This window comes from Streptomyces sp. NBC_01549 (genome assembly GCF_026339955.1).
In the GTDB taxonomy this organism is placed as follows: Bacteria; Actinomycetota; Actinomycetes; order Streptomycetales; family Streptomycetaceae; genus Streptomyces.
Genome location: NZ_JAPEPW010000001.1, coordinates 2,276,389 through 2,292,176 on the forward strand (window position 1 = coordinate 2,276,389; position 15,788 = coordinate 2,292,176).

The following is a 15,788-nucleotide window of genomic DNA, read 5'->3' on the forward strand; positions in this document are numbered from 1 at the left end:
GTCCTGAGACAGAAATCACGAGAGCGGGTGCATACGCAATGAGGGGTTTTATGAGGCCGGCTGCCGGGCTCACCTGCCTGTTTGCTCTGGGAGCGGCGGGGTGCTCTTCCGGCGATACGGGCGCCTCGGACTCGGCGCCCGCGCAGATCTCCCAGGCCCCACGGGCGAGTGCGGCACCCTCCGAGAGCGCGTCCGCCTCCGACACCTCCTCCAGCACCTCGTACGCCCCCTACGTGAGCGCCACGGAGGCCTCCGCGACGGACTCGACAGGGTCTCCGACCACGTACAACCTGGCCTTCGTGATCTCCGACGGCACCCACTGCACGGCCAAGTGGAACGGGACGGACGCCATCGACAAGGCCGCCGTGAAGTCCCGGATCTCGGCGCTGAAGGAGTCCGGCGCGAGCGTGCGCGTCTCGTTCGGCGGGGCGTCCGGCAAGGAGCTGGCGGAGGTCTGCGACAGCGCGAGCGCGCTCGCGGCGGCGTACGGGGCGGCGCTCGACGCCGCCGGGTCCACCCAGGCCGACTTCGACATCGAGGGGGACACGCTGACCGACTCCGCGTCGGTCGCGCTGCGGGCCAAGGCGATCGCTCTGCTCCAGAAGGAGCGCAGCGACCTGACGGTGTCCTTCACGTTGCCCGTCATGCCGTCCGGGCTGGATTCGGACGGTCTGGCGCTGCTGGAGTCCGCCAACGACAACTCCGTGCAGGTCTCCACCGTCAACATCATGACGATGAACTACGGGAGTTCGTACACGGCGGACATGGCCGACTATGCCGAGAAGTCCGCCGAGGCGACCCATGATCAGTTGGAGAAGGTCTTCGGGCTGTCCAGTGCGGGGGCCTGGCAGGGGCTCGCGTTGACCTCGATGATCGGGGACAACGACGTGTCCAACGAGACGTTCAGCCTCTCGGACGCGGCGCAGGTTCGGGCGTTCGCCGAGTCGAAGAAGATCGCTTGGGTGTCGATGTGGTCGACGTTCCGGGATCAGCAGTGTTCGAGTGATGACGCTTCTTCGGACAATGCGGCCACCAATTGCAGTGGGGTTTCGCAGAGTTCGGGGGCGTTTGCGGAGGCGTTCGCCGGCTGAGTTCGTCGGGTGCGGGTTGGTGGGGGTTGGCAACTGCTCGCCGGGGAGCGTGCATGAGCGCGGTTTAGCTCGATCGTGTGATGGTCGGCTTCCGGGCTTACGGCGTACTGGGCCGTCCGGGTTAGCGTGATCGTGCGATCTGGGACGCCGGGTACGGCGTCGGCGTGCGGGGCCCCTGCATCACCGGAGTGATGGTTCAGGGCCTCCCCGTCGCCTCTGGCCGTACCCATGTGGCCAGGTCGCGAAGGGAACCGACCTCCCGGGCCCGGACCACGCACAGGATGCGTGTCGCCGCCCCGGGGTTGAGTACGCCGGGGACCAGTACGCCCAAGACCGTTCGGGGCGTGCGGCTGAGCAGACTCACTCCTGCTCAGTCCATAGGAACGGTTCAGCGGCGTCTGTGTACCAAGCGGCCCGCGCACACCGTCGCGACGCATACCCCGTCCGCATCGAAGACCGCGAGGTCGGCACGTCCCGTGTCGACGATCGCGGTCTCTCGCGTACGCGGGAGTACGGCGACCTCGTTACGGGAGGCCGCCGCGCGGAGGTCGGGCGTGTCGGCGTACTCCGCCAGAACCGCCACCGCACCCGACTTCAGCACGGCGTGGACGCGTTCCCGTGGGGACGGTGCCTCGGGCAGTGGGCCCTCATGGACGAGCGCCGGCCCGAGGACCCCGGGCCAGCTGCGGACCCGCGCCCCCGGAAAACGCTTCAGCAGCACGTCCAGTGGCCCGACGCCCGCGACCCGGTCACCCTCCACGGCGACCGCGCCACCCTTCAGCGGGTCCGCGTCCCGGCTGACACGCAGCTCGTCGGCGGTGTGGATCGTCAGCACGGCGGCGCTAGTTGGAGGCGAGCAGCTTCAGCTCGGGATGCGCCGTGCCGCCCTCGATCGCGGTGGACGAGATGTGGGACATGACCCGCTCGTCGACGGGGTCGTTCGCCGGGTCGTCGTGGACGACGATGTGCTCGTACGTCGTGGTCCGCTGGGCGGGCACGCGGCCGGCCTTGCGGATCAGGTCGATGATCTCCATGCGGTTGGATCGGTGCTTGGCGCCCGCCGAGGAGACGACGTTCTCCTCCAGCATGATCGAGCCGAGGTCGTCCGCGCCGTAGTGCAGGGAGAGCTGGCCGACCTCCTTGCCGGTGGTCAGCCAGGAGCCCTGGATGTGGGCGATGTTGTCCATGAACAGCCGGGCGATCGCGATCATCCGCAGGTACTCGAAGAGCGTGGCCTGGGTGCGGCCCTTCAGGTGGTTGTTCTCGGGCTGGTAGGTGTACGGGATGAAGGCGCGGAAGCCACCCGTGCGGTCCTGTACGTCACGGATCATCCGCAGGTGCTCGATGCGCTCGGCGTTGGTCTCGCCGGTGCCCATGAGCATGGTGGACGTCGACTCGACGCCCAGCCCGTGCGCGGTCTCCATGATCTCCAGCCAGCGCTCGCCGGACTCCTTGAGGGGGGCGATCGCCTTGCGGGGGCGGGCCGGGAGGAGTTCGGCTCCGGCGCCGGCGAAGGAGTCGAGGCCGGCGGTGTGGATCCGCTGGATGGCCTCCTCCACACTCACCTTGGAGATGCGGGCCATGTGCTCGACCTCGGACGCGCCGAGGGAGTGGATGACCAGCTGCGGGTAGGCGGCCTTGATGGCGGCGAAGTGCTTCTCGTAGTACTCGACGCCGTAGTCCGGGTGGTGTCCGCCCTGGAACATGATCTGCGTACCGCCGAGTTCGACGGTCTCGGCGCAGCGGCGCAGGATGTCGTCGAGGTCGCGGGTCCAGCCCTTGGCCGTGTCCTTGGGAGCCGCGTAGAAGGCGCAGAACTTGCACGCCGTGACGCACACGTTCGTGTAGTTGATGTTGCGCTCGATGATGTACGTGGCGATGTGCTCGGTCCCCGCGTACCGGCGGCGGCGCACCGCGTCGGCGGCGGCGCCCAGGGCGTGCAGCGGCGCGTCGCGGTAGAGGACGAGCGCCTCTTCGGGGGTGATCCGCCCACCCGCGGCAGCACGGTCGAGGACGGCTGTGACATCAAAAGACGTGAGGTCGGCCTTCTCGGTCACCGGGAGCGTCCCTTTCGTAAGGGTTCTGGACGGACTCGGCCAGCCTACGCCAGCCCTGTTCGCGACCCGACGTCAGGCCGCGTACGCACCGATCAGCAGCCCGACGTACGCCCCCGCGATCAGGAACGGTCCGAAGGGGATGGACGTCTTGCGCCCCGCGCGTCGCAACAGCACCAGCCCCAGCCCGTACAGGCCGCCGAACAGGAAGCCGGCGAAGGTCCCGAGCACCACGGTCCCCCATCCGTACCAGCCGAGCACGGCCCCGATTCCCAGCGCGAGCTTCACATCCCCGAAGCCCATGCCGTTCGGGTTGACGAGGAAGAGGAGGAAGTACGCGCCGCCCAGCGCGAGCGAGCCGAGCAGCGCCGTCGGCCACTGCCCCGCGTGCTCCGGTACGAGGGCCATCACGCCCAGCAGCGCCAGCGCGAGGCCCGCGAGCGGGAGGGTCAGGACGTCCGGCAGGCGCTGCACCCGGAAGTCCACGACCGCGAGCAGCACGCCGAGCGGGGCGAGCAGCAGCCAGACGGCCAGTTCGGGGCGGGCGCCGGTGGCGACGGCGAGACCGGCACAGGCAAGTGCGGTCGCGAGGGCGACGAGTGGGGTGCCGGGGCCGTAGCGGTACGCCGTCGGGGCGTCGCCCGGCAGGCGCCCCGCACCACCGGGCTCCGCGTCGCCGGGCGTCGACCACGGCGCGCGAAGGTTGCGAAGGTGCTGGGCGCAGTCGGCGCAGCGGGCGAGGCCGAGCCAGCCGCCCGCGGCGCCCGTGAGGGCGTGTCCGTCGGGGCACCGGGTCCGCCACGCCTCGTCCGGCTCCACCGCGAACCGGTACGCGGCCCGCGGCACCAGCAGCCCCGCCGCCGCACCCCAGAGGGCGGCGACGACGGTCAGCCACAGCGGCCGCACGGACCAGAGTTCGAGGTCCACGGCTACCCGGCCTTCGACATGCGCGCCACCGGATCACCCGCGTCCGCGTTGTCCGTCTCGTATTTGAGGTCGCCCCCGGCGGGGATCAGCCGCACCTCGTGGCTGCCCGTCGTGCAGGTGCTGGGGTTGGACGTCTTGGCGGTGCTCGTCGCGGTGAGCTGTTCGTCCGTGACCTTCTTCAGGACGAGTACGTCGTCACAGATGCCGCCGATCAGGTCGGTCGACCGGAACGTGCCCAGCTCCTTACCCACGGCGGCCTGGTGGAGGGTGACCCGGAACGTGCCCGCGGGCAGCTTCCCGCTCAGTGCGTAGGCATCGCCCGACCAGGTGCCGAGGTAGTGCGCGGGCACGGAGGCGAGCGTCGCGCCGGCCGGGCCGGGGGCGCTCGGTGTCGCCGCCGGAGGGCTGGCCGCGGCGTCGGAGCCGCCGGCGGCGGTGTCGTCGTCACCGCCGCCCGGGAGCAGGTGGAACATGAACACCGAGCCCACCGTCACCGCGGCCAGCGCTCCCGCGACGGCCAGCGCGAGCGTGCAACTCACCTTGCGGCCGCGGCCGTTCGCACCGGGCGCGGAGGTCGCGGCCATGCTGACGGAGAGCTTGCCCGGGTGATCTCGCCGGTCGTCGTCCCGGTGACCGGGGCGGGCATCGGACGTGCTCGGGTGGACCGTCGGCGCCGCGACCGCGTCCTGGACGTCGCGCTGCCCCGGCACGTACGTCGGCATGGCGTACGGCGGCATGGTCGGCGGCGGACCGAACACCCCGTCGGCCGGCGGCGCCGCGGCCCCGGAGTCCGTGCCCACCGAAGGACTGCTGAACCCCACCGGCCCGGACGGCGTCACCTCCGCCGCCTCCAGGTTGAGCAGCTGCACCGCGCTACGGCTGACCTGCTCCACCAGCGGCCCCGGCAGCCAGCCGGCGGTCACCAGCCGGGCCGCGCCCTCGGGGGCCAGCCGGGCCGCCACCTCTCCCGGGGTCGGCCGGCCGGCCGGGTCCTTGGCGAGGCAGGCGGCCACGAGTTCCCGCAGCTCGCCCTCCAGCGAGCCGAGCCGGGGTTCCTCGTGCACCACCTTGTAGAGGAGGGCGGCCGAGGAGTCACCGGGGAACGGGGACTCGCCCGTCGCCGCGTAGACCAGCACCGCGCCCAGGGAGAAGACGTCCGCCGCGCCCGTGACTGCCTTGCCGAGGATCTGCTCGGGGGACATGTAGCCGGGGGAGCCGACGGAGACGCCCGTCGAGGTGAGCGAGGCGGTGCCGTCGGTGGCCCGGGCGATGCCGAAGTCGATGAGGAGGGGGCCGTCGAGGGTGAGCAGGACGTTGGAGGGCTTGACGTCCCGGTGGACGAGGCCCAGCGCGTGGACCGCCGTGAGCGCCTCGGCAAGGCCGGCGCCCAGTACCCGTACCGAATGCGCCGGAAGCGGACCGCCCGCGTCCGCGACGGCCGCCGCGAGCGAGGGACCGGCCGCGTAACCCGTCGCGACCCAGGGCACGGACGCCTCCGGGTCCGCGTCGAGGACCGGGGCCGTCCACGCGCCGCCGACCCGCCGCGCGGCCTCGACCTCGCGGCGGAAGCGGGCGCGGAACTCCTCGTCGAGCGCGAAGTGCGGGTGCACGATCTTGACCGCGACCGTCCGCCCGCCCGCGCTGCGGCCCAGGTACACCCGCCCCATGCCGCCGGAACCCAGCCGGCCGAGCAGCCGGTAGGGCCCCACCACCGTGGGTTCGTCCACTCCGAGCGGCTGCATGGTGCTCCCACCTCCCCCGTACGCACGGACGCACTGCCCAGCAGGGTAGTTCCGTACGCCCCCGCGGGGTTCCGAACGCCCCCCGCGGGTTCAGAACACCTTCGCGATCTCAGGGAGTGAGCAGTTCGACCTTCACGTCCGTCGGGAAGCCGGTGGTCGAGCCGACCCGCCGGGCGAACTCCCGTACGGCCGCGAGCTGCGGGGCGCCGAAGCGGAAGTCGAGCGTGGTGAAGTACTGCTCCAGGACCCGCTCGTCGAAGGCCTCCCAGCGGGCCGCCTGCTCGGCGACCTTGGAGACCTCGTCCAGTGAGAGGTCCCGGGAGGAGAGGAAGGCCTCGTGCACCTTGCGGGTGACGACGGGCTCGCGCTCCAGGTAGTCGCGGCGGGCCGCCCACACGGCGAAGACGAACGGCAGGCCCGTCCACTCCTTCCACAGCGAGCCGAGGTCGTGCACTTCCAGGCCGAACTTCGGGGCGTCGAGGAGGTTGGCCCGCAGGGCCGCGTCGCCGATGAGCACAGCGGCGTCGGCCTCCTGCATCATCAGGCTGAGGTCGGGCGGGCACGTGTAATAGGACGGCTGGACGCCCACACTCTCGGCCAGCAGCAGCTGCGCGAGCCGGACAGAGGTACGCGAGGTGGAGCCGAGGGCGACCCGGGCGCCGTCCAGCTGGTCCAGCGGGACCTGCGAGACGATCACACAGGACATCACCGGACCGTCGCAGCCGACCGCGATGTCCGGGAAGGCGACCAGCTCGTCGGCGTGCTTGAGGAACTCGACGAGCGTGATGGGCCCGATGTCGAGGTCGCCCTGCACCAGCTGCTCGCTGAGCTTCTCCGGGGTGTCCTTGGTGAGCTCGAAGTCGAGGAGCGTGCCCGTTCTCGCGAGCCCCCAGTAGAGGGGCAGGCAGTTCAGGAACTGGATGTGGCCGACGCGCGGCCGGGTGCGGTAATTGTCCACATCGCGAGGCTAGACCCCATGCGGTAGCGTGCAGTCCCCAGGGTCCCCGTGTGGTTTCCGAAACCCTTCAGTCCTCTTGCGTCAACCCTTGCGACAGCAAGTCGGCACCACGACGTCAACCGATCCGCCATGCGGGTCAAACATCCGGGTGACGTGATCTTGCCCCCTATTGCTTTCGGCTGCCTGCGTGCTAGGCTCGCCGCAAGTTGCAGTTTGGTTTCCCTTGCAGTACAGAGCCTGCGGAGCATGTGACCGCGGGCTCTCGTCGTTTTCAGACGTATGCAGTTGTTTACACAATCGCAGGTTCTGGAGCAGGGCAACCCTTTGGGCCCAAGGAGGGCTTATGGCTACCGGAACCGTGAAGTGGTTCAACGCCGAAAAGGGCTTTGGTTTCATCGCCCAGGAAGGCGGCGGCCCGGACGTCTTCGTCCACTACTCCGCGATCAACGCGAGCGGATTCCGCTCTCTCGAAGAGAACCAGTCGGTTTCCTTCGACGTCACGCAGGGTCCGAAGGGCCCGCAGGCGGAGAACGTCACCCCGCTCTAAGCCTTCGGCTCCATGAGCCCAATGCTTTGATCCGGAACGGATAGCAGTACCCAAGGAGCCCCGCGCCAGCCGGTCGTGGGGCTCCTGCCTTTGTCCGGAGCGGCCCTACCGCACGTACAGCTCCTCGATCTCCTTGTTGAAGTCACGTTCGATCGCCGCACGCTTGAGCTTCATGGTGGGGGTCAGGTGGCCCGCCATTTCCGTGAAGCCCCCCGGGAGGACGGCGAAGCGACGGATGGACTCGGGGCGGGAGACGAGCTTGTTGGCCTCGTCGATCGCGCGCTGGAGGATGCCGTTCAGCTCCGGGTCGTCCGTGAGGAGCTCCGATGGGACGGGGTGCTTGCCGATCATCTGGCGCCAGTGGGTGATGCCGTCCTCGTCGAGGGTGATGAGGGCGGTGACGTAGGGGCGGCGGTCGCCGAGGACGATGCACTGGGCGATCAGCGGATGCGACCGCAGCCAGTCCTCCAGGGGTGCGGGGGCCACGCTCTTGCCGCCCGCGGTGATCAGGATCTCCTTCTTGCGGCCCGTGATGGTGAGGTAGCCCTCGTCGTCGAGTTCGCCGATGTCACCGGTCGCGAACCAGCCGTCCGGTGCCGCGTCGACGACGCCGCCCGCGTTCGGGTCCCAGTAGCCGCGGAAGATCTGTTCGCCGCTCAGCAGGATCTCGCCGTCCCCGGCGATGCGGACCCGGGTGCCGGGCAGCGGCCAGCCCACCGTGCCCAGCCGGGGTTTGAGCGGGGGCGTGACGGTCGCGGCGGCGGTGGACTCCGTCAGGCCGTAGCCCTCGTAGATCTCGATGCCGGCGCCCGCGTAGAACGCGGCGAGACGGCGGCCCAGCGGGGAACCGCCGCAGATCGCGTAACGGACCTTTCCGCCCAGCGCGTTGCGGATACGGCGGTACACCAGGGGGTCGTAGAGGGCGCGGGCGGCGCGCAGGGAGCGCGAGGGACCCGGCCCGGTGCCGTGCTGCTTGGCCTCCAGCGCCTCGCCGTAGTTGCGCGCGATACGCGCGGCGCGGTCGAAGGAGGACCCGCGGCCCATCTTCTCGGCCGTGGCCCGGCCGGTGTTGAACACCTTCTCCAGGACATACGGGATGCCCAGCAGGACGGTGGGTCTGAAGCTCGCCAGATCCGCGAGCAGGTCGTCGGTGCTCAGGCTCGGCGCGTGACCCAGGCGCACCCGCGCGCGCAGACAGGCGACGGCGACCATCCGCCCGAAGACATGGGAGAGGGGAAGGAAGAGGAGCAGCGACGCGGCGTCCGAGGTCTTCGCCTTGAAGATCGGGAAGAGCAGGTCGATCGCGTTGTCGATCTCGGCGAAGAAGTTGCCGTGGGTGAGTACGCAGCCCTTGGGCCGGCCGGTGGTGCCCGAGGTGTAGATGAGGGTGCAGAGCGTGTCGGGGCCGAGCACCCCGCGGCGTACGGCGACCTCCTGGTCCGGGATGCCCTGGCCCAGCTCGGCCAGCCGGTCCAGGTGTCCCTTCTCGAAGACCCACATGTGCCGCAGGTCGGGGATCCGGTCGCGTTCCGGGCCGAGCGCGGACGCCTGCGCCACCGTCTCCGCGGCGAGGGCGACGGCTCCCGAGTCCTGGAGGATCCAGCGGACCTGAAAGAGGGAGGAGGTGGGGTAGACGGGGACGGTGACCAGACCCGCCGCCCAGGCCGCGAAGTCCAGGAGCGTCCACTCGTACGTCGTCCGCGCCATGATCGCGATGCGGTCGCCCGGGACCAGGCCCTCGGCGATCAGGCCCTTCGCCACCGCCAGTACCTGCCCGGCGAACTCGGCGGCGGTCACGTCCTCCCAGTCGCCGTCGGCGTTCTTCCTGCTGAGGACCGCCTCGTTCGGGGCCACGGTCGCGTTGTCGAACGGGATGTCCGCGAGCGAGCCGTGGGTCACCTGACCGACGAACGGCGGCACGGACACCTCGCGCACCACTCCGTCCAGCCGCCTGATCTCGGGCTCCACGAGGGAGGGTGTGGAGTCGTAGAGGCTGGACTGGCTGGACATGGGGCGGCTCCTTGGCTGCCGGGACCCGTTCGGTATGAGGCGGGTTGGGAGTGCAAGGCCTCATACGTTCCTGGGACGTGGGGGGTTCATGCGAGTTTCAACAAGGCAGGGGGTGACCGGGATCGTACGGGGTCGAGGTGTGGAGTTTGTGGGTGTTTGGGGCGGGCGGGGTGCGAGTTGACTGGGCGTTACCCCGGGTAAACCTTAAATCTCCAGCGGGAGTTCCGCCCACACCGTTTTGCCGACAAGGCGGTCGATAATGCCCCAGACAGGGGCGAGCAGGGCCACGATGACCAGGCCCCGCCCTCCCTCACCGTCCACCTCCCCCGCGCCGAACCGCAGTTGCCGGTCACCCCGACGCGCAGGACGCCCTCCGGGAGGCGCAGCAGGCGGAGTTCGAAGTCGCGTCCGGGTACGCGGCCGTGGGTGACCGCGTTGGCGGCGAGTTCGGCCACGACGTGCTGCACGGTGTCACTCACGTCAGGGAGGAATCGCGTCCCGGACCGTGACGCGGAGCGTCACTGCGCCCTACGGCCGGGTGCGGGGCACCCTCATCGATTCCCAGCGGAACCGGGAAATGCGCACGCGCGTGCGATGCGGTCGCGGGTATGGGTGAGTGCATGCGAAGCCCGCCCGGGTGTGCGAAGCGTTGTCTAGGTTGGCGTGTTGTGAAGCTGGTGGTGCAGGTGAAGCTGCTGCCGTCGCCCGAGCAGGCGGCGGCGCTGGAGGCGACTCTGCGCGCCTGTAACCGGGCCGCCGAGCACGTCTCCCAGACGGCCTTCGCGTCCGGAGTGATGGACCGTAACGGCCTGCAGAAACTGGTGTATACGGACATCAAGGCCAGTTTTGGGCTGTCAGCGCAGCCGGCGGTGCGAGTGGTGAAGAAGGTCGTGGACGCCTACCGCACGCTCGCGGCGAGTCTGCGGGCCGGGCGGCTGGGCCGCCCGTCGTCGAAGCGGTACCGCAAGGCCGTCGGCTCTGCTGTCGGCTTCCGGCCGGAGGCGGCGCAGCCGTTCGACGACCGGTGCCTGTCCTGGCAGACGGATGCGCGCACGGTGTCGATCTGGACGGTGGACGGGCGGATGCGCGGCATCCGCTACACCGGCTGTGCGGACCAGCTCAAGACGCTGGCCGAGTACCGCAAGGGCGAGTCCGACCTGGTGCGGCGGGGCGGGAAGTGGTTCCTGATCGCGACCTGCGAAATCCCCGAGCCGGAGGTGTTCGAGCCGGTGGACTGGATCGGGGTGGACCGTGGCATCGCCAACTTGGCCACCACCAGCGACGGGACCAACTACCAGGGCCGTCGCCTGAACCGTTACCGCAGGTGGCAGGCCCGCAAACGCGCCGAACTCCAGGCCAGGTGCACTCGCTCGGCCACCCGCCGCTTAGCCCGCCATGCGAAGAAGGAGCAGCGCCATGCAGCGCACGTGAATCACCGGATTTCGAAGGAGATTGTGTCTGTCGCGCAACGCACCGGTCGTGGGATTGCCGTCGAGCAGCTCGACGGGATCCGCGAGCGGGTACGGCTTCGTCGCGACCAGCGGGGCACGCTCTCCTCGTGGCCGTTCCACCAGCTCGGACAGCATCTCGCCTACAAGGCGCGCCGGGCCGGGGTGCCGTTCCTGGCAGTGGATGCGGCCTACACCTCGCAGCGCTGCCCGCGCTGCGGGCACACCGGGCGGGCCAACCGGCCCACCCGGGACCGTTTCTCCTGTCGTCGGTGCGGCCTCGCTGGGCCCGCCGACCACGTCGCCGGGGTCAACGTGCGCGACCGCGCACGCTCGGCGTGGGTATTTGTCACCATGCCCGTCCCGTCATCGGCATAGCCGGAACGCGGGAGATGCGCCCCGTGACCATCCTGTCGTAGGGGACAGTCGGGAGCGCGACAAGGTGTGAACGACCGAGTTGCACAAGCTCGGCCGTTCACGGCCGAGAAGGTGACATCGCCGAGCGTGGTCGGCTCGTCCTACGCTGACCAGGAGCGACCTGGCGACGCTGCGTAGCCGTACGGGTGCGGTGCGCGGGTTGTCGGGCGTGGCGGTGAGCGTGTGAAGGCGGTGGCGTACGTGATGGAAGAGACCGACCGGAGGCCGGAGACTCCGGCGGAGGCCGAGGGAACGACGGGCTTGTGCACCGCGCTCGGCAAGATGCTGAAGCTCTTGCGTGAGCGGCGGGGATGACACAGAAGGAGTTCGGGCAGACGGCGGGATACGGGCCCGACGCGATCTCGGCGATGGAGCGGGGCGTACGGCAGTTGAACTGGTTCAAGTCCAGCTACAGCAGCGGCGAGGGCGGCGACTGCCTAGAAGTCGCCTACATCTGGCGCAAGTCGAGCTACAGCGACGGCGAGGGAGGTCAGTGCCTCGAAGTCGCTGTCACCCCCCACCCCATCCACATCCGCGACTCCAAGGACCCCACCGGCCCCCGCCCCACTCCCCCACCACCTGGTCCGCCTTCGTCACCGCCGGGCCCGGGATCGCGGGCCCCTGACGCGGACCACGCGACGAACGCGCGCCGTGCTCTGCCACGGCAGGTATTGACGCGGACTTACCCTGGGTAACCTGACTCCGGAGTAAATAAATCCGAGCCGGGAGCTGGACCATGGCCGACCGCTATCTGATGACCCCTCTCCTCGCCCGAGGCGCCCTGTTCTCGCCCTTCAAGCGACCCCATCCGGACGCCCACGTCCCGCCGACCCGGCTCGTTCTCCCGGACGTCCGTATCGATCTCGACCGGCTCGCGAGGTACGAGCGGATCTGCGGGTTCGCCACGGGGGCGGACGCGCTGCCGGTGACGTATCCGCACGTCCTCGGGTTTCCGCTCGCCATGCGGATCATGGCGAGCCGCTCGTTCCCGCTGCCGCTGCTCGGGCTCGTCCACACCTCGATCGAGATCACCCAGCGGCGGGCACTGGCCGCTGGGGAAGCGTACGAACTCGGCGTGCGCGTCGCGGGGTTGGAACCCCATCGCCGGGGGACGCAGGCCTGCGTCGTGACCGAGGCGAGGGTCGACGGCGAGCTGGTGTGGGAGTCGCGGAGTGTCTATCTCGCGCGGCACCGGACGAACGGGGAGAGCGAGGAGAGCGGGAAGAGCGAGGAGACGGCGTCCCCGGTTCCGCGGGAGTCCGACGGCGGCGCGTCCCTTCCCGTCCGCGCCGAGTGGCGGCTCGGCGGTGATGTCGGGCGGCGGTACGGCGCCGCTTCCGGGGACCGCAACCCCATCCACCTGCACGCCCTCGCCGCCCGCCTCTTCGGCTTCCCCCGCGCCATCGCCCACGGCATGTGGACGGTGGCCCGCTGCCTCGCGGAACAGGGCCCCCAGGACGCGGTACGTCTGCGCGCCGACTTCAAGGCCCCCGTCCTCCTCCCGGGCACGGTCACCTACGCGGCCGACGGCCCCGCCTTCGAGCTCCGCGGCACGGACACCGAGCGCCTGCATCTGACGGGCGACCTACAGCCCATGCGGTGAAGGGGTCAGTCCAAAGGAACGGTCAGTCCTGCGGAGGCGTCCAGGGGCGGTTCTCCATCAGGTCGCCCAGGCCCGCCCAGGCGAAGTTCATCAGCGTCGCCGCCGCCTGCTTCGCCGAGACGCCCGGTGCGGCGTTGGCCCACGCGGCCAGGGACTCGGCGGCGCCGACGAGGGCCTCGGCGAGTCCGGCGACCTCCCCCTCGGGCAGGGACGGGTCACGGTGCGCCTCGCGCGCGGCGACCACGATCAGCTCGGTGACGAACACGACGAGTTCCTCGCGCATCACCGCGACCTCGGCCGCGAACGGCTCGCCGTGCGTACGCGCCTGACGGTGCAGGACCGCCCAGCCGTCCGGATTCTCGGCCGTGTGCGTGAAGAACGCCCGCAGGCCTTCCCAGAGTTGACGGTCGGCGGGCAGCCCGGGCCGGACGCCCGCGTGCACCGCCGCGGTCAGCGCGGCCGCCTCACGGCGGATGCAGGCGGTGAAGAGGTCTTCCTTGGAGTTCAGGTACAGGTACACCAACGGCTTGGACACGCCCGCCAGATCGGCGATCTCGTCCATCGAAGCGGACCGGTACCCCCGCTGCCCGAAGGTCCGCACAGCGGCGTCCAGCATCTGCTGTTCGCGTACCGCGCGCGGCATCCGCTTGTTCTTCACAGCACCCATACAGGTAAGCGTACGATCGGCCGCCACCGGTCAGGCACCAAGAAGCCAAGGAGCGTTACGAGGTCTGGCCCTGCACGCCGCCGCGGGCGGCGTCGTCCACGCCGTCCTCCTGGCTGCGGTTCTGGTCCAGGTTGGTCTTCATGCGGTCCACGCGCGCGACGACCTGGGCGGAGGCCCGGTCGCGCTCCTTGCGCAGCACGACGAAACTGATGGGCGCGGAGATCACCAGGGCGAGCAGGACGACCCACATGTTGTTGGAGTCACCCAGGCCGCGCGGGGCGATGCCGAGCTGGACGAGGCCCCAGACGACCACGAGGCAGCCGGCGAAGACGCCGAGGCGCATCAGTGTGTAGCGGCCCATGTCAATCCACTCTTCCGTTCCGAACCGTTTCGAACGTTCCCAAAGGGCACCGTCCAGTGAAGCACGACCGGGGTGCCTGTCGTACAGGGGGGCCTCAGTCGCAGCGCGGGAGGGGCAGCAACATCGTGATCTCGTCACGGTCGTCGCCGGGCGCGACACGCAGCGCGTCGGGCGCCCGGCCGATCTCCTTGTAGCCGCAGGAGGCGTAGAAGCGCTCCAGTCCCTCCCCGCCCCGGCAGGTGAGGCGGAGCCCTTCCAGGCCGAGCGCGCGGGCCCGGTCCTCGGCCTCGCGGAGCAGGTCGGCGCCGTAGCCGCGCCCCTGGAGAGCCGGGTCGACCATGACGGTGTACAGCCAGGCCCAGTGACGCATGAGGGCGTGGTCGTTGAGAGCGAGGAACGCGGTGGCGGCGAGCCGGCCGTCGGGGGTGAAACCGGCGAGGAGCCGGGTGCGGCCCTCGGCTATCGCGGTGAGGTGGGCCTCGGCGCGGGGGCGTATGTCGTCGGCGGTCACCGGCGGCACGAAGCCGACCGCACCGCCCGCGTTGGTGACATCCGTCCAGAGGGTGAGCAGTTGACCGGACAGGGTCTGGGGCGGCTTCGTGTCCCGGGTGAACAGGGTGAAGGTCAGTGGCACAGCCACCGAGCGTAGAACACCGAGGTCGGAGCGGACCGGCCGGAGGCTGGGCGGCCGAAGACGCACGGCCGGTCCGCGGAGCGTCAGACGCGCATCGGCTGCGGCGACTCGCGGCGCGCCGGGTCCGGGCCGTCGTACTCGCGGATGATCTCGTAGCGCGTGTTCCGCTCGACCGGCTGGAAGCCGGCGTCGCGGATCAGGTCGAGGAGATCGTCGCGGGTGAGCTTGTTCGGGGTGCCGTAGTTGTCGGCGTCGTGCGTGATCTTGTACTCGACGACCGAGCCGTCCATGTCGTCGGCGCCGTGCTGGAGCGCGAGCTGCGCGGTCTGGACGCCGTGCATGACCCAGAAGACCTTGACGTGCGGGACGTTGTCGAAGAGGAGCCGGGAGACCGCGAAGGTCTTCAGGGCCTCGGCGCCGGTGGCCATCTGGGTGCGCGCCTGAAGGCGGTTACGTACCTTGCCGTCCTTCATGTCCACGAAGTCGTGCTGGTAGCGCAGCGGGATGAAGACCTGGAAACCGCCGGTCTCGTCCTGGAGCTCACGGAGCCTGAGAACGTGGTCGACCCGGTGACGGGGCTCCTCGATGTGCCCGTACAGCATCGTGCACGGCGTCTTGAGGCCCTTCTCGTGCGCGAGCCGGTGGATGCGCGACCAGTCCTCCCAGTGGGTGCGGTGGTCGACGATGTGCTGCCGGACCTCCCAGTCGAAGATCTCGGCGCCGCCACCGGTCAGGGATTCGAGGCCCGCCTCGATCAGTTCGTCGAGGATCTCGGACGCCGACAGCCCGGAGATGGTCTCGAAGTGGTGGATCTCCGTCGCCGTGAAGGCCTTCAGGGAGACGTTCGGGAGGGCCTTCTTCAGCTCGCTCAGCGACCGGGGGTAGTAGCGCCACGGGAGGTTCGGGTGCAGGCCGTTGACGATGTGCAGCTCGGTGAGGTTCTCGTTCTCCATCGCCTTGGCGAGGCGGACGGCCTCCTCGATGCGCATCGTGTACGCGTCCTTCTCGCCCGGCTTGCGCTGGAAGGAGCAGTACGCGCAGGACGCGGTGCACACGTTCGTCATGTTGAGGTGGCGGTTGACGTTGAAGTGGACGACATCGCCGTTCTTCCGCGTCCGCACCTCGTGGGCGAGCCCGCCCAGCCAGGCCAGGTCGTCCGACTCGTACAGCGCGATGCCGTCCTCGCGGGTCAGCCGCTCACCGGCTCGAACCTTCTGCTCCAGCTCGCGCTTGAGCCCGACGTCCATGCCACTACCTCTTCCTAAGACAGACTTCGTAAACCGTACTCCCCCACCCTCCGGGCGGGAGGGGCCCCATCAGGCACTTCGT

The 15,788-nt window shown here is 70.0% G+C and carries 14 protein-coding genes and 1 pseudogene; 5 read left to right on the forward strand and 10 right to left on the reverse strand.

Features of this window, described 5'->3' with window-relative positions:
- The first annotated feature begins 38 nt into the window (after positions 1–38).
- Positions 39–1,091: a chitinase gene (locus OG819_RS09930; protein WP_266648992.1), complete on the forward strand. Its 1,053-nt coding sequence runs from the start codon at positions 39–41 to the stop codon at positions 1,089–1,091.
- Between the two features lie 388 nt (positions 1,092–1,479).
- On the opposite strand, the gene OG819_RS09935 is transcribed toward OG819_RS09930, so the two are convergent.
- From OG819_RS09935 to OG819_RS09955, 5 genes are all read right to left on the reverse strand, one after another.
- Positions 1,480–1,926 (reverse strand): hypothetical protein, encoded by a 447-nt coding sequence (locus tag OG819_RS09935; RefSeq protein ID WP_266627420.1) that lies wholly within the window; start codon positions 1,924–1,926, stop codon positions 1,480–1,482.
- A gap of 7 nt (positions 1,927–1,933) precedes the next feature.
- On the reverse strand, positions 1,934–3,148 hold the full coding sequence (mqnC, locus tag OG819_RS09940; protein WP_067367507.1) for a cyclic dehypoxanthinyl futalosine synthase: 1,215 nt from the start codon (positions 3,146–3,148) through the stop codon (positions 1,934–1,936).
- Positions 3,149–3,220: 72 nt separating this feature from the next.
- Positions 3,221–4,072, reverse strand: a complete 852-nt coding sequence (locus OG819_RS09945) for an A24 family peptidase (RefSeq protein WP_266648994.1) — start codon at positions 4,070–4,072, stop codon at positions 3,221–3,223.
- 2 nt (positions 4,073–4,074) lie between these two features.
- Positions 4,075–5,814 carry a serine/threonine-protein kinase gene (locus tag OG819_RS09950; protein ID WP_266648996.1) on the reverse strand — a complete coding sequence of 580 codons (1,740 nt, stop codon included), beginning with the start codon at positions 5,812–5,814 and terminating at the stop codon, positions 4,075–4,077.
- Positions 5,815–5,923: 109 nt separating this feature from the next.
- The gene (locus tag OG819_RS09955) at positions 5,924–6,772 is read right to left on the reverse strand and encodes a menaquinone biosynthetic enzyme MqnA/MqnD family protein (protein ID WP_266627413.1); all 849 of its coding nucleotides are present in this window, start codon (positions 6,770–6,772) and stop codon (positions 5,924–5,926) included.
- Between the two features lie 343 nt (positions 6,773–7,115).
- On the opposite strand from OG819_RS09955, the gene OG819_RS09960 reads away from it, so the two are divergent.
- Positions 7,116–7,319 carry a cold-shock protein gene (locus tag OG819_RS09960; RefSeq protein WP_010986243.1) on the forward strand — a complete coding sequence of 68 codons (204 nt, stop codon included), beginning with the start codon at positions 7,116–7,118 and terminating at the stop codon, positions 7,317–7,319.
- A 105-nt stretch (positions 7,320–7,424) separates the two neighbouring features.
- On the opposite strand, the gene OG819_RS09965 is transcribed toward OG819_RS09960, so the two are convergent.
- Complete coding sequence (locus OG819_RS09965; RefSeq protein ID WP_266648998.1) at positions 7,425–9,329, reverse strand: long-chain fatty acid--CoA ligase; 1,905 nt, start codon at positions 9,327–9,329, stop codon at positions 7,425–7,427.
- Between the two features lie 668 nt (positions 9,330–9,997).
- Here OG819_RS09965 and OG819_RS09975 point away from each other — a divergent pair.
- The 3 genes and pseudogenes from OG819_RS09975 to OG819_RS09985 all read left to right on the forward strand — a co-directional run bounded on the left by OG819_RS09975 (position 9,998) and on the right by OG819_RS09985 (position 12,797).
- Positions 9,998–11,155, forward strand: a complete 1,158-nt coding sequence (locus OG819_RS09975) for a transposase (protein ID WP_266648999.1) — start codon at positions 9,998–10,000, stop codon at positions 11,153–11,155.
- 407 nt (positions 11,156–11,562) lie between these two features.
- Positions 11,563–11,763, forward strand: a pseudogene (locus OG819_RS09980) (DUF397 domain-containing protein); the annotation flags it as partial.
- A gap of 167 nt (positions 11,764–11,930) precedes the next feature.
- Positions 11,931–12,797, forward strand: coding sequence for a MaoC/PaaZ C-terminal domain-containing protein (locus OG819_RS09985; protein WP_266649001.1), 867 nt, complete (start codon positions 11,931–11,933; stop codon positions 12,795–12,797).
- A 22-nt stretch (positions 12,798–12,819) separates the two neighbouring features.
- Here the strand turns inward: OG819_RS09985 and OG819_RS09990 are convergent, their stop codons facing one another.
- The 4 genes from OG819_RS09990 to mqnE form a co-directional block, all read right to left on the reverse strand.
- Positions 12,820–13,464 carry a TetR/AcrR family transcriptional regulator gene (locus tag OG819_RS09990; protein WP_266627403.1) on the reverse strand — a complete coding sequence of 215 codons (645 nt, stop codon included), beginning with the start codon at positions 13,462–13,464 and terminating at the stop codon, positions 12,820–12,822.
- 55 nt (positions 13,465–13,519) lie between these two features.
- Complete coding sequence (locus OG819_RS09995; protein ID WP_266437528.1) at positions 13,520–13,825, reverse strand: DUF4229 domain-containing protein; 306 nt, start codon at positions 13,823–13,825, stop codon at positions 13,520–13,522.
- A gap of 94 nt (positions 13,826–13,919) precedes the next feature.
- Entirely contained in the window at positions 13,920–14,441 is a 522-nt protein-coding gene (locus OG819_RS10000; protein ID WP_266438130.1) for a GNAT family N-acetyltransferase, read from the reverse strand.
- 101 nt (positions 14,442–14,542) lie between these two features.
- A complete protein-coding gene (gene mqnE, locus OG819_RS10005) occupies positions 14,543–15,706 on the reverse strand; it encodes an aminofutalosine synthase MqnE (protein WP_266437531.1) in 1,164 nt (387 codons plus the stop codon).
- Between the last annotated feature and the right edge of the window lie 82 nt (positions 15,707–15,788).